This window comes from Micromonospora sp. NPDC093244, from assembly GCF_040683695.1.
GTDB lineage: Bacteria > Actinomycetota > Actinomycetes > Mycobacteriales > Micromonosporaceae > Micromonospora.
Genome location: NZ_JBFBEO010000003.1, coordinates 67120 through 85030, shown reverse-complemented (window position 1 = coordinate 85030; position 17911 = coordinate 67120). Strand labels below are relative to the sequence as shown.

Annotated in this window: 18 protein-coding genes; 17 read left to right on the top strand and 1 reads right to left on the bottom strand. The window is 71.8% G+C overall.

Annotated features, from left to right (window positions below):
* Positions 1 to 28: 28 nt before the first annotated feature.
* The 5 genes from AB0N27_RS18985 to nusB all read left to right on the top strand — a co-directional run bounded on the left by AB0N27_RS18985 (position 29) and on the right by nusB (position 3677).
* Positions 29 to 1027: a YafY family protein gene (locus tag AB0N27_RS18985; protein WP_364371101.1), complete on the top strand. Its 999-nt coding sequence runs from the start codon at positions 29 to 31 to the stop codon at positions 1025 to 1027.
* 10 nt (positions 1028 to 1037) lie between these two features.
* On the top strand, positions 1038 to 2117 hold the full coding sequence (aroB, locus tag AB0N27_RS18980) for a 3-dehydroquinate synthase (protein ID WP_364371098.1): 1080 nt from the start codon (positions 1038 to 1040) through the stop codon (positions 2115 to 2117).
* Between the two features lie 56 nt (positions 2118 to 2173).
* Entirely contained in the window at positions 2174 to 2599 is a 426-nt protein-coding gene (gene aroQ, locus AB0N27_RS18975) for a type II 3-dehydroquinate dehydratase (RefSeq protein WP_364371095.1), read from the top strand.
* Positions 2600 to 2685: 86 nt separating this feature from the next.
* Complete coding sequence (efp, locus tag AB0N27_RS18970) at positions 2686 to 3243, top strand: elongation factor P (RefSeq protein ID WP_007458344.1); 558 nt, start codon at positions 2686 to 2688, stop codon at positions 3241 to 3243.
* Between the two features lie 23 nt (positions 3244 to 3266).
* Entirely contained in the window at positions 3267 to 3677 is a 411-nt protein-coding gene (gene nusB / locus AB0N27_RS18965) for a transcription antitermination factor NusB (RefSeq protein WP_184188983.1), read from the top strand.
* A gap of 70 nt (positions 3678 to 3747) precedes the next feature.
* Here nusB and AB0N27_RS18960 read toward each other — a convergent pair whose 3' ends face one another.
* The gene (locus AB0N27_RS18960) at positions 3748 to 4236 is read right to left on the bottom strand and encodes a transcriptional regulator (RefSeq protein ID WP_007458348.1); all 489 of its coding nucleotides are present in this window, start codon (positions 4234 to 4236) and stop codon (positions 3748 to 3750) included.
* Positions 4237 to 4525: 289 nt separating this feature from the next.
* Here AB0N27_RS18960 and pyrR point away from each other — a divergent pair, with 289 nt between their 5' ends.
* The 12 genes from pyrR (at position 4526) to coaBC (ending at position 17879) form a co-directional block, all read left to right on the top strand.
* Positions 4526 to 5107 carry a bifunctional pyr operon transcriptional regulator/uracil phosphoribosyltransferase PyrR gene (gene pyrR / locus AB0N27_RS18955; protein WP_364371091.1) on the top strand — a complete coding sequence of 194 codons (582 nt, stop codon included), beginning with the start codon at positions 4526 to 4528 and terminating at the stop codon, positions 5105 to 5107.
* A 61-nt stretch (positions 5108 to 5168) separates the two neighbouring features.
* Positions 5169 to 6095 (top strand): aspartate carbamoyltransferase catalytic subunit, encoded by a 927-nt coding sequence (locus AB0N27_RS18950; RefSeq protein WP_364371088.1) that lies wholly within the window; start codon positions 5169 to 5171, stop codon positions 6093 to 6095.
* The gene (locus tag AB0N27_RS18945) at positions 6092 to 7369 is read left to right on the top strand and encodes a dihydroorotase (RefSeq protein ID WP_364371085.1); all 1278 of its coding nucleotides are present in this window, start codon (positions 6092 to 6094) and stop codon (positions 7367 to 7369) included. Before AB0N27_RS18950 ends, AB0N27_RS18945 begins: the two co-directional genes overlap by 4 nt.
* Entirely contained in the window at positions 7366 to 8529 is a 1164-nt protein-coding gene (gene carA / locus AB0N27_RS18940; RefSeq protein WP_364371082.1) for a glutamine-hydrolyzing carbamoyl-phosphate synthase small subunit, read from the top strand. Before AB0N27_RS18945 ends, carA begins: the two co-directional genes overlap by 4 nt.
* Positions 8522 to 11914 carry a carbamoyl-phosphate synthase large subunit gene (gene carB, locus AB0N27_RS18935; protein ID WP_364371079.1) on the top strand — a complete coding sequence of 1131 codons (3393 nt, stop codon included), beginning with the start codon at positions 8522 to 8524 and terminating at the stop codon, positions 11912 to 11914. Before carA ends, carB begins: the two co-directional genes overlap by 8 nt.
* Complete coding sequence (locus AB0N27_RS18930) at positions 11911 to 12957, top strand: quinone-dependent dihydroorotate dehydrogenase (RefSeq protein ID WP_364371076.1); 1047 nt, start codon at positions 11911 to 11913, stop codon at positions 12955 to 12957. The genes carB and AB0N27_RS18930 overlap by 4 nt, the downstream gene beginning before the upstream one ends.
* 183 nt (positions 12958 to 13140) lie before the next feature.
* Complete coding sequence (locus AB0N27_RS18925; RefSeq protein WP_364371073.1) at positions 13141 to 14415, top strand: adenosylmethionine--8-amino-7-oxononanoate transaminase; 1275 nt, start codon at positions 13141 to 13143, stop codon at positions 14413 to 14415.
* An 18-nt stretch (positions 14416 to 14433) separates the two neighbouring features.
* Complete coding sequence (gene pyrF / locus AB0N27_RS18920) at positions 14434 to 15270, top strand: orotidine-5'-phosphate decarboxylase (RefSeq protein ID WP_364371070.1); 837 nt, start codon at positions 14434 to 14436, stop codon at positions 15268 to 15270.
* Between the two features lie 178 nt (positions 15271 to 15448).
* Positions 15449 to 15766 carry an integration host factor, actinobacterial type gene (mihF, locus tag AB0N27_RS18915; RefSeq protein WP_007458370.1) on the top strand — a complete coding sequence of 106 codons (318 nt, stop codon included), beginning with the start codon at positions 15449 to 15451 and terminating at the stop codon, positions 15764 to 15766.
* A 25-nt stretch (positions 15767 to 15791) separates the two neighbouring features.
* Positions 15792 to 16325: a guanylate kinase gene (locus tag AB0N27_RS18910; RefSeq protein WP_364371066.1), complete on the top strand. Its 534-nt coding sequence runs from the start codon at positions 15792 to 15794 to the stop codon at positions 16323 to 16325.
* Positions 16326 to 16389: 64 nt separating this feature from the next.
* Positions 16390 to 16653: a DNA-directed RNA polymerase subunit omega gene (gene rpoZ / locus AB0N27_RS18905; RefSeq protein ID WP_007075826.1), complete on the top strand. Its 264-nt coding sequence runs from the start codon at positions 16390 to 16392 to the stop codon at positions 16651 to 16653.
* A gap of 14 nt (positions 16654 to 16667) precedes the next feature.
* Complete coding sequence (gene coaBC / locus AB0N27_RS18900; RefSeq protein ID WP_364371063.1) at positions 16668 to 17879, top strand: bifunctional phosphopantothenoylcysteine decarboxylase/phosphopantothenate--cysteine ligase CoaBC; 1212 nt, start codon at positions 16668 to 16670, stop codon at positions 17877 to 17879.
* Positions 17880 to 17911: the final 32 nt, after the last annotated feature.

Below are 17911 nucleotides of genomic sequence, written 5' to 3'. Positions count from 1 at the left end.
ACATCCGCCCGGTTTCCAGGAGTTTTCCGTGTCCCATCCCGCTGGCCGGGTGCTCGCCCTGCTCGAACTGCTCCAGGCCCGGCACCGGGCCACGGCCGGCGAACTCGCCGGCCGGCTCGGCGTCGACGAGCGGACCGTGCGCCGGTACGCGGCCACCCTGGTCGAGCTGGGCATCCCGGTCACCGCCGACCGGGGCCGCCACGGCGGCTACCGCCTGCACCCCGGCTTCAAACTGCCGCCGCTGATGCTCACCGACGACGAGGCGGTCGCCGTGCTGCTCGGCCTGGTCATCGCCGAACGGGTAGGTCTCGCCACCGAGCAGCCGGCCACGGCGACGGCGCTGGCGAAGATCCGCCGGGTGCTGCCGGCGGCACTCGCCGACCGGCTGACCGCCGTGCAGGAGCACCTCGGCTTCACCCTGCGGCCGCCCGGATCGGAGCCCCGGCCCGCGTCCGGCACCCTGCTCGCCCTGGCCGAGGCCGCCCGGCACCGGCGGCGGGTGGCACTCGACTACCGATCCTGGCGCGGTGAGCGGACGCACCGGGAGCTCGACCCGTACGGCCTGGTCTTCCACGCCGGCCGCTGGTACGTCACAGGCCACGACCACCGGCGCGGGGAGGTCCGCACCTTCCGGCTGGACCGCGTCGGCGCCGTCACCCCCGGCACTGCGACGTTCACGGTGCCGGACGGCTTCGATCCGGTGGACCGGGTGACCCGGTCGCTGGCCGGCGTGCCGTACACCCACGAGGTCGAGGTGCTGGTGGAGACCGACCTGGTCGCCGCCCGCCGCCGCATCCCGCCGAGCGTGGCCGAGTTGACCGCCACCGCCGACGGGGTGCTGCTGCGGGCCCGGGCCGAGAGCCTGCCCGGGATGGCCGCGCTGCTCGCCGGTCTGGGCTGCCCGTTCACCGTGCGACACCCGGACGCGCTGCGCGCCGCCGTGGCCGAGCACGCCCGCCTGCTCGCCGGCTGGGCGGGCCGGCCAGCAGGTGGGCAGCCACCCGCACCACGACGTCCGCTCGACTAGGCTGCCGGCGATGGACGAGGTGACCCGGATCCCGGTCGGCGGCGAGCGGCCGTACGACGTGCTTGTGGGACGCGACCTGCTGGGCGCGCTGCCCGGCCTGCTGCCCGGCGCGAGTCGGGCGGCGGTGCTGCACGCGCCCCCGCTCAAGGCCCTGGCGGACGTGCTCGGCGAGCGGCTGCGCGCGGCCGGCGTCGAGCCGCTTCCCATCGAGGTGCCCGACGCCGAGTCGGGAAAGCAGATCGACGTGGCCGCCGCCTGCTGGGACCGGCTCGGTGCGGCGGGCTTCACCCGTACCGACGCGGTGGTAGGCGTGGGCGGCGGCGCGGTGACCGACCTGGCCGGTTTCGTGGCGGCCTGCTGGCTGCGCGGCGTTCGCTGGGTGCCGGTGGCCACCTCGCTGCTGGGCATGGTGGACGCGGCGGTGGGCGGCAAGACGGGCGTCAACACGACCGCCGGCAAGAACCTGGTCGGCGCGTTCCACCCGCCGGTCGGGGTGCTCGCCGACCTGGCCACCCTGGACAGCCTGCCCGCTGTCGACCTGAGGGCGGGGCTCGCCGAGGTGGTCAAGTGCGGGTTCATCGCCGACCCGGTGATCCTGGACCTGATCGAGGGTGACCCGGCGGCCGCCACCGATCCCCGGGGGCCGGTGAGCCGGGAGCTGATCGAGCGGGCGATCCGGGTCAAGGCCGACGTGGTCGCCGGCGACCTGCGTGAGTCGGGCCTGCGGGAGGTGCTCAACTACGGGCACACCCTCGCGCACGCCATCGAGCAGAACGAGGGCTACCGCTGGCGGCACGGCCACGCCGTCTCCGTCGGCCTGGTGTACGCGGCAGCGCTGGCCCGCCTCGCCGGCCGGCTCGACGCGCCCACCGCCGAGCGGCACCGCGGCACCCTGACCGCGCTCGGTCTGCCGGTGAGCTACCCGGCGGACGCCTGGGAGCGACTGCTGGCCGTCATGCGGGTGGACAAGAAGGCCCGGGGCAGCCGGCTGCGGTTCGTGGTGCTGGACGGGCTGGCCCGCCCGGCGATGCTGGAGGGCCCGGACGACGCGCTGCTGGAGGCCGCCTACCGGGAGGCGGTGGCCCCGTGAGCGCGAGGAGTGAGCCGGGTTTGCGAGCCCCGCAGTCGCGAACGAACGACGGCCCCGTGAGGGTCCACGTCCTGAACGGGCCGAATCTGGGCCGGCTGGGCACCCGGGAGCCGGCGGTGTACGGCTCGACGACCTACGCCGATCTCGTGGCGCTCTGCGAGGAGACCGGCCGGGAGCTGGGGCTGGACGTGACGGTCCGGCAGACCGACGCCGAACACGAACTGCTCGGCTGGCTGCACGCCGCGGCCGACGAGGAGGCCGCGGTGGTGCTGAATCCGGCCGCCTGGTCGCACTACTCGTACGCGGTGCGGGACGCCTGCGCCATGCTGCGCGGGCCGCTGGTGGAGGTGCACCTGTCCAACATCCACGCCCGCGAGGAGTTCCGACACCATTCGGTGGTCTCCGCCGTGGCGACAGGTGTGATCTGCGGTCTCGGCATTGACGGTTATCGTCTCGCGCTGCACCATCTGGCCGCCCGTTGAAGGGCCGCCCCGAGCGGGGGCGGGCCGATTCGACGCAGCTAGTAGACTCGTAGGGTCTGTCCGCCAATTGATGATCAAGGCAGGAAATGGCCTCCACCAACGACCTCAAAAACGGCCTGGTACTCAACCTTGACGGCGAGCTCTGGGCCGTCGTCGAGTTCCAGCACGTCAAGCCCGGTAAGGGTGGTGCCTTCGTGCGCACCACGCTGAAGAACGTGCTGTCCGGGAAGGTGGTCGACAAGACCTTCAACGCGGGCACCAAGGTCGAGACCGCGACCGTGGACAAGCGCACGATGCAGTACCTGTACGCCGACGGCGAAGACTTCGTCTTCATGGATCTGGAGACCTTCGACCAGATCACCGTTCCCGGTGGCACCGTCGGTGAGGCAGCCAACTACCTGCTGCCCGAGGCGGAGGCGACAGTCGCCCAGCACGAGGGTGTGCCGCTCTACATCGAGCTGCCCACCAGCGTCGTGCTGGAGGTCACCTACACCGAGCCCGGCCTTCAGGGCGACCGCTCGACCGGCGGCACCAAGCCGGCGACCGTGGAGACCGGCGCCACCGTGCCGGTTCCGCTGTTCATCACCACCGGCGAGAAGATCAAGGTCGACACCCGCGACGGCCGTTACCTCGGCCGCGCCTGATGGCCGAGGGTTCCAAGCAGCAGATGCCGGCGCGCCGCAAGGCGCGCAAGCGGGCGCTGGATGTCCTCTACGAGGCCGACCTGCGGGACAAGCCTCCGGTGGAGGTGCTCGCCGGTTACGTGCAGCGGATCGAGCAGCCCCGACCGGAGCACCTCGGCTACGCCGTCGGCCTGGTCGAGGGTGTCGCCGAGCACCTCAACCGGATCGACGAACTGATCGCCAGCTACGCCGAGGGGTGGACCCTGGAGCGGATGCCCGTGGTCGACCGCAACCTCGCCCGGATCGCCGTGTACGAGCTGCTCTACGTCGACGAGATCGACGACGCGGTGGCGATCAGCGAGGCCGTGGAGCTGGCCCGGCAGATGTCGACGGACGATTCGCCGCGCTTCCTCAACGGGGTGCTCGGCCGGATCGCCGAGTACGCCACCCGCTGAGTCGCCACCCGCAGCACCGAAAGGGCCCGTGCCGTACGGCACGGGCCCTTTCGGTGCTGCGGGTGGCGACTCAGGAGGCGAAGAACGCCCGGGGGTCGGCCACCAGCACGCCGTGCTCGGTGAGCCGCTCGATCAGACCTGACGGCGAGGCGTCGTAGACAATCGCGAGCGCCCGCAGGTCGTCGGCGCGGATGGAGAGCACCCGACCGTTGTAGTCACCGCGCTGCTGCTGGATCGCGCGGGCGTAGCGGGCCACGTAGGCCAGGTCCTCGGAGGCCTCGTCGTAGAGCCGCTCCAGGTCCAGGACGATCTTGCTGGTGGGCTCGTGACGGACACCACTGCCGTCGGGCAGCAGCTCCGAGACGGGGACACGGTAGAACTCGGCCAGCTCGGCCAGACGGGAAACCGTCACGGCCCGGTCGCCGCGCTCGTACGAGCCGACCACCACTGCCTTCCACCGCCCGTTCGACTTCTCCTCCACGCCCTGCAGGGACAGACCCTGCTGCTGGCGGATGGAGCGCAGGCGGGCGCCCAGAGACTTGGCGTATTCAGAGGGCATTCGGACACTCCCAGTGCTGCTCGGGGTTCTCCCGTCGATCGCTACGGAGCGTGACGGTACGGGGATTGCGACACCTGGTCAAGTGGTCGTGACCTTACCGTTGGGGAGCACCGGGGGAGTTATCCCCATTTCGTCGACCTGATCCGGTGGTCAGTGGCCGCCGACCATCGGCCCGGTGACCACTGGTAACGTGGCGTGAAGCCCCGGCCCAGGTCCGCTCCCGCGGTCCGCCGGAGGTGCCCGACATCCTTTAACGACCCGTCCCGTGAGGCGGGGAAGGAGGTCCGCCGTGGCGTACCCACCGGCTGCCCGTTCGTCACCACCGCGACAACCCTCGGTGAAGGTGATCCTCGCCAGCGCCGACGTGCAACGCGTGGTCGACCGCATCGCCCACCAGATCCTGGAGAAGACCCAGGGCGCCGCCAACACGGTGCTGCTGGGGATTCCCACCAGAGGTACGCCTCTCGCTCGGCGGCTCGCCGACCGGATCAGCACCTTCGAGGACGTCGTCGTTCCGGTGGGTGTGCTCGACATCACGCTCTACCGCGACGACCTGCGCCGGCACGCCACCCGCGCGATCGGCCCGACCCAGGTGCCCACCGGCGGCATCGACGGCAAGCGGGTCATCCTCGTCGACGACGTGCTCTTCTCCGGCCGCACCGTGCGGGCCGCGCTCGACGCGCTCAACGACGTCGGCCGCCCGGCGTCCGTGCAACTCGCCGTCCTGGTCGACCGCGGGCACCGGGAGTTGCCGATCCGCGCCGACTACGTCGGCAAGAACATCCCGACCTCGCTCTCCGAGAGCGTGAAGGTGACGCTCGCCGAGACCGACGGGACGGACGAGGTCAAGTTGTACGGGGGTGCGCGGTGAGCGCGAGGAGTGCAGCGCAGCGGAGCCCCGCAGTCGCGAACGAAAGGCAGGCGCAGCTCGCATGATCAGGCACCTGCTCTCCGGCGCCGACCTGGACGCCGACACCGCCACCGAGATCCTGGACACCGCCGCCGAGATGGCCACGGTGGCCGGCCGGGAGATCAAGAAGTTGCCCGCCCTGCGTGGCCGTACGGTGGTGAACCTCTTCTACGAGGACTCGACCCGTACCCGGATCTCCTTCGAGGCGGCGGCGAAGCGTCTCAGCGCCGATGTGATCAATTTTTCCGCGAAGGGGTCGAGCGTCACCAAGGGCGAGAGCCTGAAGGACACCGCGCTGACCCTGCAGGCCATGGGCGCCGACGCGGTGGTCGTCAGGCACCCGGCCTCCGGAGCGCCGCACCGCCTCGCGAACTGGGTGGACGGGTCGGTGGTCAACGCCGGCGACGGCACCCACGAGCACCCCACCCAGGCGCTGCTCGACGCGTACACCATGCGGTCCCGGCTGGGCCGGCTCGCCGGCCTGTCGGTAGCGGTCGTCGGGGACGTGCTGCACTCCCGGGTGGCCCGCTCCAACGTCCTGCTGCTGTCCACCCTCGGCGCCAAGGTCACCCTGGTCGGCCCGCCCACCCTCATCCCGGTGGACATCGCGGCGGCGCTCGCCCCCGGCACGGACGTCTCCTACGACCTCGACTCGGTGGTGCCGAACGTGGACGTGGTGATGATGCTGCGCGTCCAGCGGGAACGGATGAACGACTCCTACTTCCCCTCCGCGCGCGAGTACGCCCGCCGCTACGGCCTGGACGGCCCGCGCATGCGCCGGCTGCCCGAGCACGCGATCGTCATGCACCCCGGCCCGATGAACCGCGGGATGGAGATCACCCCCGAGGTGGCCGACTCACCCCGATCCACAATCGTCGAACAGGTCACCAACGGGGTCTCCGTGCGGATGGCTGTTCTGTACCTGCTGCTCGGAGGGAACAACAGGTGACCGCGTACCTGATCGCCAACGTGAGCGTCGTCGGCGCCGCGCCGACCGACCTGCTGATCCGCGACGGCGTCGTCGCCGAGGTCGGCCCCGACCTGTCCGCGCCGGACGCCACAGTCGTCGACGGCACCGGGCTGGTCGCCCTGCCCGGCCTCGTCGACCTGCACACCCACCTGCGCGAGCCCGGCCGCGAGGACGCCGAGACCGTCGAATCCGGATCCCGCGCGGCGGCGCTGGGCGGCTACACGGCGGTCTGCGCGATGGCGAACACCTCGCCTGTCGCCGACACCGCGGGCGTGGTCGAGCAGGTCTGGCGGCTCGGCCGCGAGGCCGGACTTGTCGACGTGCAGCCCGTCGGCGCGGTCACCGTCGGGCTGGCCGGCGAGCGCCTCGCCGAACTCGGCGCGATGGCCGACTCCGCGGCCCGGGTGCGGATCTTCTCCGACGACGGGCACTGCGTCGCCGACCCGAAGCTGATGCGCCGCGCCCTGGAGTACGTCAAGGCGTTCGACGGGATCATCGCCCAGCACGCCGAGGAGCCCCGGCTCACCGAGGGCGCCCAGATGCACGAGGGTGAGGTCTCCACCCGACTCGGTCTGATCGGCTGGCCGGCCGTCGCCGAGGAGGCGATCATCGCCCGGGATGTGCTGCTCGCCGAGCACGTGGGCAGCCGACTGCACGTCTGCCACGTCTCCACCGCCGGCAGCGTCGAGGTGCTGCGCCAGGCGAAGGCCCGTGGGGTACGCGTCACCGCCGAGGTCACCCCGCACCACCTGCTGCTCACCGACGAGCGCGCGCAGACGTACGACCCCGTGTTCAAGGTCAACCCGCCGTTGCGGACGGCGGCGGACATCGCCGCGCTGCGGGCCGCGCTCGCCGACGGCGTGATCGACATCATCGCCACCGACCACGCCCCGCACGCCGTGGAGGACAAGGAGTGCGAGTGGGCGTACGCCCGCCCGGGGATGCTCGGTCTGGAGACCGCCCTGTCCATCGCCCTGGACGTGCTCGGCCCCGAGTGGGACCTGATCGCCGAGCGGATGTCGCGTACCCCCGCCCGGATCGCCGGGCTGACCGGGCACGGCGTCGACCCGGCGCCAGGCGTGCCGGCCAACCTGACACTCATCGACCCGGCCGCCCGCCGCACCATCGAGCCGGCGGAGCTGGCCAGTCGCAGTCGCAACACCCCGTACGCCCGCATGACGCTGCCAGGTCGCATCGTGGCGACCTTCCTGCGCGGCGAGCCGACGGTCCTGGACGGAAAGGCTGTCAAGTGAGTAAGCGCAGACCCGCAATCCTGGTACTGGAAGATGGGCGCACGTTCCCCGGTGAGGCGTACGGCAGTGTCGGTGAGACCTTCGGCGAGGCGGTCTTCAACACAGGCATGACCGGCTACCAGGAGACCCTCACCGACCCGTCCTACCACCGGCAGGTGGTGGTGCAGACCGCGCCGCACATCGGCAACACAGGAGTCAACGGCGAGGACGACGAGTCCGGCCGGATCTGGGTGGCGGGCTACGTCGTGCGCGACCCCGCCCGGATCGGCTCGAACTGGCGGGCCACGGGCTCGCTGGAGGACCGGCTCGCCACCGAGGGTGTGGTGGGCATCAGTGGGGTGGACACCCGGGCGCTGACCCGGCACCTGCGCGAGCGGGGCGCCATGCGGGTCGGAATCTCCAGTGTGGACACCGACCCGCAGAGCCTGCTGGCCCGGGTCCGCCAGTCACCGCAGATGGTCGGCGCGGACCTGTCCGCCGAGGTGACCACCGCCCAGCCGTACGTCGTCGAGGCGGTGGGCGAGCACCGGTTCACCGTGGCGGCGCTCGACCTGGGCATCAAGCGCAACGTGCCGCGCCGGCTCGCCGCGCGCGGGGTGACCACCCACGTCCTGCCTGCCTCGTCGAGCATCGACGACCTGCTCGCCACCGGCGCGGACGCGGTCTTCTTCTCGCCCGGTCCGGGTGACCCGGGGACCGCCGACGGGCCGGTGGCGCTGGCCCGGGAGGTGCTGACCCGGCGGATCCCGCTGTTCGGCATCTGCTTCGGCAGCCAGATCCTCGGCCGGGCGCTGGGCTTCGGCACGTACAAGCTGGGCTACGGCCACCGGGGCATCAACCAGCCGGTCCTCGACCGGGCCACCGGCAAGGTCGAGGTGACAAGCCACAACCACGGCTTCGCGGTGCGGGTGCCAGGTGCGGGTGCCGGCGCGGTCGTCCCCGACCAGGTGATCGACACCGAGTTCGGTGGCGTCCAGGTGTCCCACGTCTGCCTCAATGACAACGTGGTCGAGGGGCTTCGGGCGATCGACGTGCCCGCGTTCACCGTGCAGTACCACCCGGAGGCGGCGGCCGGTCCGCACGACGCGGACTACCTCTTCGACCGTTTCGCCGAATTGATCGAAGGCCTGACCCACAGCAGGGGGCGCAGCAATGCCTAAGCGGACCGATCTCAAGCACATCCTCGTGATCGGCTCCGGGCCGATCGTCATCGGGCAGGCCTGCGAGTTCGACTACTCCGGCACCCAGGCCTGCCGGGTGCTGCGCAGCGAGGGGATCCGGGTCAGCCTGGTCAACTCCAACCCGGCGACGATCATGACGGACCCGGAGTTCGCCGACGCCACCTACGTCGAGCCGATCACCCCGGAGTTCGTGGAGCTGGTCATCGCCAAGGAACGCCCGGACGCGATCCTCGCGACCCTCGGCGGGCAGACCGCGCTGAACACGGCTGTCGCCCTGCACGAGGGCGGCGTCCTGGAGAAGTACGGCGTCGAGCTGATCGGTGCCAACATCGACGCCATCAACCGGGGCGAGGACCGGCAGCTGTTCAAGGAGATCGTCGCGAAGGCAGGCGTACGCCTCGGTGTCGACGACCCGGCCGCGCTGGTGCCCCGCTCCCGGGTCTGCCACTCGATGGACGAGGTCGAGGCGACAGTCGCCGAGCTGGGCCTGCCGGTGGTGATCCGGCCGTCGTTCACCATGGGTGGCCTGGGTTCCGGCATGGCGCACACCCCTGAGGACCTGGCCCGCATCGCCGGCGACGGCCTGGCCGCCAGCCCGGTGCACGAGGTCCTCATCGAGGAGAGCGTGCTCGGCTGGAAGGAGTACGAACTCGAGCTGATGCGCGACCGGCACGACAACGTCGTGGTGGTCTGCTCGATCGAGAACATCGACCCGATGGGCGTGCACACCGGCGACAGCGTCACGGTGGCCCCCGCCATGACGCTCACCGACCGGGAGTACCAGCGCCTGCGTGACCTGGGCATCGCCGTGCTGCGCGAGGTCGGGGTGGACACCGGCGGTTGCAACATCCAGTTCGCGGTCAACCCGGTCGACGGCCGGATCGTCGTGATCGAGATGAACCCCCGGGTGTCGCGCTCCTCGGCGCTGGCATCCAAGGCGACAGGCTTCCCGATCGCGAAGATCGCCGCCAAGCTGGCCATCGGCTACACCCTCGACGAGATCCCCAACGACATCACGTTGAAGACCCCTGCGGCCTTCGAGCCGACCCTCGACTACGTGGTCGTGAAGATCCCCCGGTTCGCGTTCGAGAAGTTCCCCGGAGCGGACCCGGAGCTGACCACCACCATGAAGTCGGTGGGCGAGGCCATGAGCCTCGGGCGTAACTTCACCGAGGCGCTCAACAAGGCGATGCGCTCAATGGAGACCAAATCATCTGGGTTCTGGACGCAGCCCGACCCGGCGGGCGTCACCCTCGCCGACACCCTGGCCGCGCTGCGCATCCCGCACGACGGCCGGCTGTACACAGTCGAGCGGGCGCTGCGCCTCGGCGCGTCGATCGCCGAGGTCGCCGAGGCGTCCGGCGGGATCGACCCCTGGTTCCTGGACCAGATCGTCGCGCTGATCGAGCTGCGCGCCGAGATCCTGGACGCCCCGGTGCTCGACGCCGACCTGCTGCGCCGGGCCAAGCGGGCCGGCCTGTCCGACCGGCAGCTCGCCGCGCTGCGCCCGGAGCTGGCCGCCGAGGACGGCGTCCGCGCCCTGCGACACCGCCTCGACGTACGCCCGGTCTACAAGACGGTGGACACCTGCGCGGCCGAGTTCGAGGCGACCACCCCGTACCACTACTCGTCGTACGACTCCGAGACCGAGGTCGTGCCGTCGGACCGGCCGAAGGTGCTGATCCTGGGCTCCGGGCCGAACCGGATCGGGCAGGGCATCGAGTTCGACTACTCCTGCGTGCACGCGGTACAGGCGCTGCGAAGCGCGCCGATCGGTGCAGCCGCTGCGTCCGGTTCCGGTGCCGCCGGCACCGGTTTTGAGACCGTCATGGTCAACTGCAACCCGGAGACGGTCTCCACCGACTACGACACCGCCGACCGGCTCTACTTCGAGCCGCTGACCTTCGAGGACGTCCTGGAGGTCTGGCACGCGGAGGACTCGTCCGGCCGGGCGGCCGGCGGGCCGGGTGTGGTCGGCGTGGTCGTGCAGCTCGGCGGGCAGACCCCGCTGGGCCTGGCGCAGCGGCTCAAGAACGCCGGCGTACCTGTGGTCGGCACCTCCCCGGAGTCGATCCACCTCGCCGAGGAGCGGGGCGCGTTCGGCGCGGTGCTGGCCCGGGCCGGGCTGCGCGCGCCGGCGCACGGCATGGCCACGTCCTACGACGAGGCCAAGGCGATCGCCGACGAGATCGGCTACCCGGTGCTGGTCCGCCCGTCGTACGTGCTGGGCGGTCGGGGCATGGAGATCGTCTACGACGACCCGACGCTGCGCGACTACATCGGCCGGGCCACCGACATCTCCCCGGACCACCCGGTACTCGTGGACCGGTTCCTCGACGACGCCATCGAGATCGACGTGGACGCGCTCTGCGACGCCGACGGTGAGGTCTACATCGGCGGGGTGATGGAGCACATCGAGGAGGCCGGCATCCACTCCGGCGACTCGTCCTGCGCGTTGCCGCCGATCACCCTCGCCGGCTCGCACCTGGCCGAGGTGCGCCGCTACACCGAGGCGATCGCGCGGGGCGTCGGCGTCCGAGGCCTGCTCAACGTGCAGTACGCGCTCAAGGACGACGTGCTCTACGTCCTGGAGGCCAACCCGCGCGCGTCGCGGACGGTCCCGTTCGTCTCCAAGGCCACGGCGGTGCCGCTGGCCAAGGCGGCGGCCCGGATCGCGCTCGGCGCGAGCATCGCCGAACTGCGCGCCGAGGGCCTGTTGCCGGCGACCGGGGACGGGGGCACGATGCCCGCCGACGCGCCGATCGCGGTCAAGGAGGCGGTGCTGCCGTTCAAGCGTTTCCGTACCCGCGCGGGCAAGGGCATCGACTCGCTGCTCGGGCCGGAGATGAAGTCGACGGGCGAGGTGATGGGCATCGACACCAACTTCGGGCACGCCTTCGCCAAGAGCCAGTCTGCCGCGTACGGGTCGCTGCCGACCGACGGGAAGATCTTCGTCTCGGTGGCCAACCGGGACAAGCGCGGCATGATCTTCCCGATCAAGCGGCTGGCCGATCTGGGCTTCGAGATCGTGGCGACCACCGGCACGGCCGAGGTGCTGCGCCGGCACGGCATCGCCTGCGAGCAGATCCGCAAGCACTACGAGGCCGGTGAGGGCGACGACGCGGTGTCGCTGATCCTCCGTGGCGACGTGGCGCTGGTGATCAACACGCCGCAGGGTTCGGGTGCCAGTGCCCGCTCCGACGGGTACGAGATCCGCAGCGCGGCAGTCACCGCGGACATCCCGTGCATTACCACGGTCCCCGGCGCGGCAGCGGCCGTGATGGGCGTCGAGGCGCGCATTCGCGGTGACATGCAGGTCCGCCCGTTGCAGGATCTGCACGCCACCCTGCGGGCGGCCCAGTGACAGTGTTCGAGCGGGTGGTGCGGCCCCAGCTGTTCCGCCTCGGCGGCGGGGACGCCGAGGCGGCCCACGAGTGGACGTTGCGGAGGCTCGCCGCGCTCTCCCGGCGTCCGGCGGCGTTGGCGGCCCTGCGGGCCCGTTACGCGGTCCAGGCGCCGCGCACGGTGTTCGGCGTGCGGTTCCCCAACCCGGTGGGGCTGGCCGCCGGCATGGACAAGGACGGCGCGGCACTACCGGCGTGGCCGGCCCTCGGCTTCGGTTTCGTCGAGGTCGGCACGGTCACCGCGCACGCCCAGCCGGGCAACCCCCGGCCCCGGCTGTTCCGGCTACCGGCCAGCGAGGCGGTGGTCAACCGGATGGGCTTCAACAACGCCGGCGCCGAGGCGCTGGCCGCCCGGCTGGCGGCGCTGCCGCGCCCGCTCGGGGTGCCCCTGGGCATCTCGCTGGGCAAGTCGAAGGTGACCCCGTTGGACGAGGCGGTCGAGGACTATCTCGCCTCGTACCGGGCGCTGCGCGGGCACGGCGACTACTTCGCGGTGAACGTCTCCTCGCCGAACACGCCGGGCCTGCGGTCCCTTCAGGACCGGGCGCACCTGGACGCACTGCTCGCCGCTCTGGTGGGGGAGAAGCCGGTGCTCGTCAAGATCGCACCGGACCTGACCGACGCGGCCATCGCCGAGCTGCTGGAGGTCTGCCTGGCGCGGGGCGCGGCCGGGGTGATCGCCACCAACACCACACTGGCCCGTGCCGGGCTGGCCACTGTGGACGCCGAACGCGGCGCCGAGGCCGGCGGTCTCTCCGGCCGGCCACTGACCGCGCGGGCCCGCGACGTGGTCGCGTTCGTGCACTCCGAGACCGGTGGCCGGCTGCCGATCATCGGCGTCGGCGGGGTGCTGGACCCGGACGACGCGGCGCGGATGTTCGACGCCGGGGCGGCCCTGGTGCAGCTCTACACCGGCTTCATCTACCGGGGTCCGGCCCTGGTGCGGGCAGCCGCCCGCGCGACGGCCACGGCGGCGGCACCGGACCCGGTCGCCGGTCGGTGACCGCGGTGACCGCCCGCGGCACGGTGCGTCGCGCCTGCGGGTGTCGCATCCGCAGGCGTCGCATCCGGCGGTGTCGCCTCCGGGGGTGCAGAGCAACTGTGGTGGCGGAGGTGGCGGGGGAGGGGTTCGAAGCCCCCGCGAAAGGTCCGCCGTCCGGACCGTTCCTGGCGCGAAGGAGTACGTGTGACACCCGAGGAGATCCTGGCTGCCGACCGGGCGCACGTCTGGCACCCGTATGCCGCGCTGCCGCCGGCGAACCCGCCGTACGTGGTGCGCAGCGCCGAGGGGGTGCGGCTGCGGCTCGCCGACGGCCGGGAGCTGGTGGACGGGATGTCGTCCTGGTGGGCGGCGATCCACGGGTACCGGCACCCGGTGCTGGACGCGGCGGTCACCGACCAGCTCGGCCGGATGAGCCACGTGATGTTCGGCGGGCTCACCCACGAGCCCGCGGTGCGACTCGCCCAAAACCTGGTCGAGCTGACGCCTGACGGCCTGGAACACGTCTTCCTGGCCGACTCCGGCTCGGTCAGCGTCGAGGTGGCGGTGAAGATGTGCCTGCAGTACCAGCGGGCCGTCGGACGGCCGCAGCGGCGCCGGTTGGCAACCTGGCGGGGCGGCTACCACGGCGACACGTTCCACCCGATGAGCGTCTGCGACCCCGAGGGCGGCATGCACCACCTCTGGGGCGACGTGCTGCCCCGGCAGGTCTTCGCGCCGGTCCCCCCGGGTGGCTTCACCGACCCGCCCGACGAGGCGTACGTGGCGGCGCTCGTGGACACCGTCGAGCGGCACGCCGACGAGGTGGCCGCGGTGATCGTGGAGCCGGTGGTGCAGGGCGCCGGCGGGATGCGCTTTCACCACCCGGGTTACCTGCGCGTCCTGCGCGAGGTGACCCGGGCGCACGGGATCCTGCTGATCTTCGACGAGATCGCCACCGGCTTCGGCCGTACCGGCGAGATGTTCGCCGCCGAGCACGCCGGCGTCACCCCTGACGTGCTGTGCGTGGGCAAGGCGCTCACCGGCGGGTACCTGACCCTCGCCGCGACGCTGTGCACCCCCGAGGTCGCCCGGGGCATCTCCGCGGGCGGCGTGCTCGCGCACGGGCCCACGTTCATGGGCAACCCCCTGGCGTGCGCGGTCGCCAACGCCTCCATCGGGCTGCTGCGGGCCGGGGACTGGGCGGCGCAGGTCGCGAGGGTGGGTGCCGGTCTACGCGCCGGCCTGGAGCCGCTGCGCGGCGCGTCAGGGGTGGCGGACGTGCGGGTGCTCGGCGCGATCGGCGTGGTCCAGCTCGACCACGAGGTCGACCTCGGCGCGGCCACCACCGCGGCCGTCGAGCGGGGGGTGTGGTTGCGGCCGTTCCGCGACCTGGTCTACACGATGCCGCCGTACGTCACCGACGACGCCGACCTGGCCCGGATCACGTCCGGGGTGGCGGCGGCGGTGGCGGCCGGCTGACGAGAGAGGAAGTACGCGATGGAGACCTTCGGAACCCGGCTGCACCGGGCGGTCACCGAACGGGGACCGCTCTGTGTGGGCATCGACCCGCATCCCGCTCTGCTGGCCCGCTGGGGCCTCGACGACGACGTCCAGGGTCTTGACCGGTTCACCCGGACCGTCGTGGACGCCCTCGGTGACCGGGTTGCGGTGGTCAAGCCTCAGTCGGCCTTTTTCGAACGTTTCGGCTCCCGCGGAGTGGCTGTTCTTGAGTCAACTATCCGACAGTTACGTAATGCCGGATCGCTCGTTCTGCTGGACGTCAAGCGCGGCGACATCGGCTCGACGGTCCACGCGTACGCCTCCGCGTACCTTGATCCATCCAGCCCGATGTATGTCGACGCGGTCACGGCGAGCCCCTACCTGGGAGTAGGTTCGCTGGCCCCGATGTTCGAGCTGGCCGCCGAGCACGGCGGCGGCGTCTTCGTGCTCGCCCTCACCTCCAACCCCGAGGGAGCCGCCGTGCAGCGCGCCCGCACGGCTGACGGGCGCACCGTCGCGCAGACCGTGATCGACGAGATTTCCCAGCTCAACAAGGGTGCGGAGCCGCTCGGCAGCTTCGGTTTGGTGGTCGGCGCGACCATCGGTGACACCGGTCACGACCTCTCCGGCGTGGGGGGTCCGCTGCTCGCACCGGGGCTCGGCGCGCAGGGCGCCGGGGCGGACGATCTGCGTACCGTCTTCGGTCCGAGCCTCGCCGCGGTGCTTCCCTCGTACTCCCGGGAAGTGCTCTCGGCGGGCCCCGACGTCGCCGCGCTGCGGGCCGCCGCGGACCGGGTGCTGGGCGAGTGTCGGGCCGTTCTGGCTGCCCGGTGACTGACTGACGGCTCGGTCACTTTGTGGTGATCATCGCGCGCCCACGTTGCCGAAAGCTCCGTTGACCGCTAGTTTTCCCCGCGCTGGGAACCACGGACCCCTTGGTTCACAGCGACACCACGTTTCACAGATGCGGCGGTGCGCCCCGCCCGCCGCGATAGGGACCTGAGGAGAACTGGTGCCGCTCCCGTCACTGACCCCCGAACAGCGCGCTGCCGCGCTCGAGAAGGCCGCGGAGATCCGCAAGGCCCGTGCCGAGCTGAAGGAGCAGCTCAAGCAGGGCAAGACCACCCTTGGTGCCGTCCTCGAGCGCGCCGAGAGCGACGACGTCGTGGGCAAGCTCAAGGTTTCGGCCGTCCTGCAGGCGATGCCGGGCATCGGCAAGATCCGGGCTACCCAGATCATGGAGAAGCTCAAGATCGCTGACAGCCGTCGCCTGCGTGGCCTCGGCGAGCAGCAGCGCAAGGCACTGCTTGGAGAGTTCGCCGCCAACTGAACCTGGCAGCGTGTAGAAACAAGCAGTGAGCACGGATGACGAGGCGCGCCCGGCGGCTCGGCTCACTGTCCTGGCTGGACCTTCGGGTTCCGGCAGGGAGAGTGTCGTCGAGCTCGTCCGGGCGCGTTCTCCGTCCGTGTGGATCCCGGTGCAGGCCACGACCAGGCCGCGCCGGGAGCACGAGGTGGACGGCGTCGACCGGGTGTTCCTCGCCCCGGCCGAGTTCGACCGCCGGGTCGCCGCCGGCGAGCTGCTGGAGTGGTCAAGGGCCGGCCCACACCGCCGGGGTACGCCGTATCCGCCGCTGCGCGCCCGGCTCGACACCGGGCAGCCGGTGCTGCTCCCGCTCGACCTGCGCGGCGCCCCTCTGATCCGGGCGCGCCTGCCCGACGCCCGGCTGGTGTTGCTGAGCCCGCCCGGGCAACCGCCCGACGCCGCCGTCGTGGCCCGGTTCGACCACGCCCTGACGCACGACCACACCGAGCGGGTCGTCGACGAGCTGGTAGGCTTACTCGGTTCTTCTTATCCGGATCCGGCCTGGTCGCGCGTGCGCGGCTGACCGCCGGCCACCGTTGAGACTCAGCACCGCGTCCGCGCGGCTCGAAAGACGCAGAGGTTAATTCGTGGGATCCATCGCCAACCCCGAAGGCATCACCAACCCGCCGATCGACGAGCTCCTCGAGAAGACGACGTCGAAGTACGCGCTTGTCATCTTCGCCGCCAAGCGGGCGCGCCAGGTCAACGCCTACTACAGCCAGCTCGGTGAGGGCCTGCTCGAGTACGTCGGCCCGCTCGTGGAGACCACCCCCCAGGAGAAGCCCCTCTCCATCGCCATGCGCGAGATCAACGCGGGCCTGCTGACGGCCGAGCCGACCGACCAGCCGTAAGCCCGCAACCGTCGATGTCCGCCTCGATCGTCCTCGGGGTCGGCGGCGGCATCGCCGCCTACAAGGCGTGTGAGCTGCTGCGACTCTTCACCGAGTCGGGCCACCGGGTCCGCGTCGTGCCGACCGCGTCGGCGCTCCGCTTCGTCGGAGCGCCGACCTGGGCGGCGCTGTCCGGCCAGCCGGTCGCCGACGACGTCTGGTCCGACGTGCACGAGGTCCCGCACGTGCGCCTCGGCCAGCAGGCCGACCTGGTGGTGGTCGCGCCGACCACCACCGACCTGCTCGCCAAGGCCGCGCACGGGCTCGCCGACGACCTGCTGACCAACACGCTGCTGACCGCCCGCTGCCCGGTGCTGCTGGCCCCGGCCATGCACACCGAGATGTGGGAGCACCCGGCCACGGTGGCGAACGTCGCCACACTGCGCGCCCGCGGGGTCCGGGTCATCGAGCCGGCCGTCGGGCGGCTCACCGGCGCGGACAGCGGCAAGGGCCGGCTGCCCGACCCGGCGGAGATCTTCGCCGTGGCCCGTCGGGTCCTCGCCCGGGGCGCCTTCGCACCCACCGACGACCTGGCCGGACGGCGGGTGGTCGTCACCGCCGGTGGCACCCGCGAACCGCTGGACCCGGTCCGCTTCCTCGGCAACCGCTCCTCCGGCAAGCAGGGCTACGCCTTCGCCCGCGCGGCGGTCGCCCGGGGCGCCCGGGTCACCCTGATCGCCGCGAACGTCTCCCTCCCCGACCCTGCGGGGGTCGACCTGGTCCGCGTCGGCTCCACCGCCGAACTGCGCGAGGCGACGGTCAAGGCCGCCGACCAGGCCGACGCGGTGGTGATGGCGGCGGCTCCGGCCGATTTCCGGCCGGCGACGTACGCGCCTGGCAAAATCAAGAAGTCGGACGACGGCGTCGCTCCCACCATCGAACTCGTCACGAACCCGGACATCGCCGCCGAGCTCGGCCAGCGCAAACGATCCGGGCAGGTGCTTGTCGTGTTCGCCGCCGAGACCGGCGACGCCGAGGCCAACGGCCGGGCGAAACTCGCCCGGAAGCGGGCCGACCTCATCGTCATCAACGAGGTCGGCACGGACAAGGTCTTCGGGGCCGACACCAACACGGTGACGGTCATCGGCGCGGACGGCTCGGTCAGCCGGCTGCCGGAGCAGGCCAAGGAGGACGTCGCCGACACCGTGTGGGACCTCGTCGTGGCGCGGCTGGCCGACCGCTCCTGACGGGTGGAACAGGGCGGAACCGATCCCGACAC

What these genes read in the sequence shown, in the direction of transcription:
- aroB (WP_364371098.1), top strand. Translation starts at nt 1,038, where the DNA reads ATGGACGAGGTGACCCGGATCCCGGTCGGCGGCGAGCGGCCGTACGAC.
- efp (WP_007458344.1), top strand. Translation starts at nt 2,686, where the DNA reads ATGGCCTCCACCAACGACCTCAAAAACGGCCTGGTACTCAACCTTGAC.
- nusB (WP_184188983.1), top strand. Translation starts at nt 3,267, where the DNA reads ATGCCGGCGCGCCGCAAGGCGCGCAAGCGGGCGCTGGATGTCCTCTAC.
- AB0N27_RS18960 (WP_007458348.1), bottom strand. Translation starts at nt 4,236, where the DNA reads ATGCCCTCTGAATACGCCAAGTCTCTGGGCGCCCGCCTGCGCTCCATC.
- AB0N27_RS18950 (WP_364371088.1), top strand. Translation starts at nt 5,169, where the DNA reads ATGATCAGGCACCTGCTCTCCGGCGCCGACCTGGACGCCGACACCGCC.
- carB (WP_364371079.1), top strand. Translation starts at nt 8,522, where the DNA reads ATGCCTAAGCGGACCGATCTCAAGCACATCCTCGTGATCGGCTCCGGG.
- pyrF (WP_364371070.1), top strand. Translation starts at nt 14,434, where the DNA reads ATGGAGACCTTCGGAACCCGGCTGCACCGGGCGGTCACCGAACGGGGA.
- coaBC (WP_364371063.1), top strand. Translation starts at nt 16,668, where the DNA reads ATGTCCGCCTCGATCGTCCTCGGGGTCGGCGGCGGCATCGCCGCCTAC.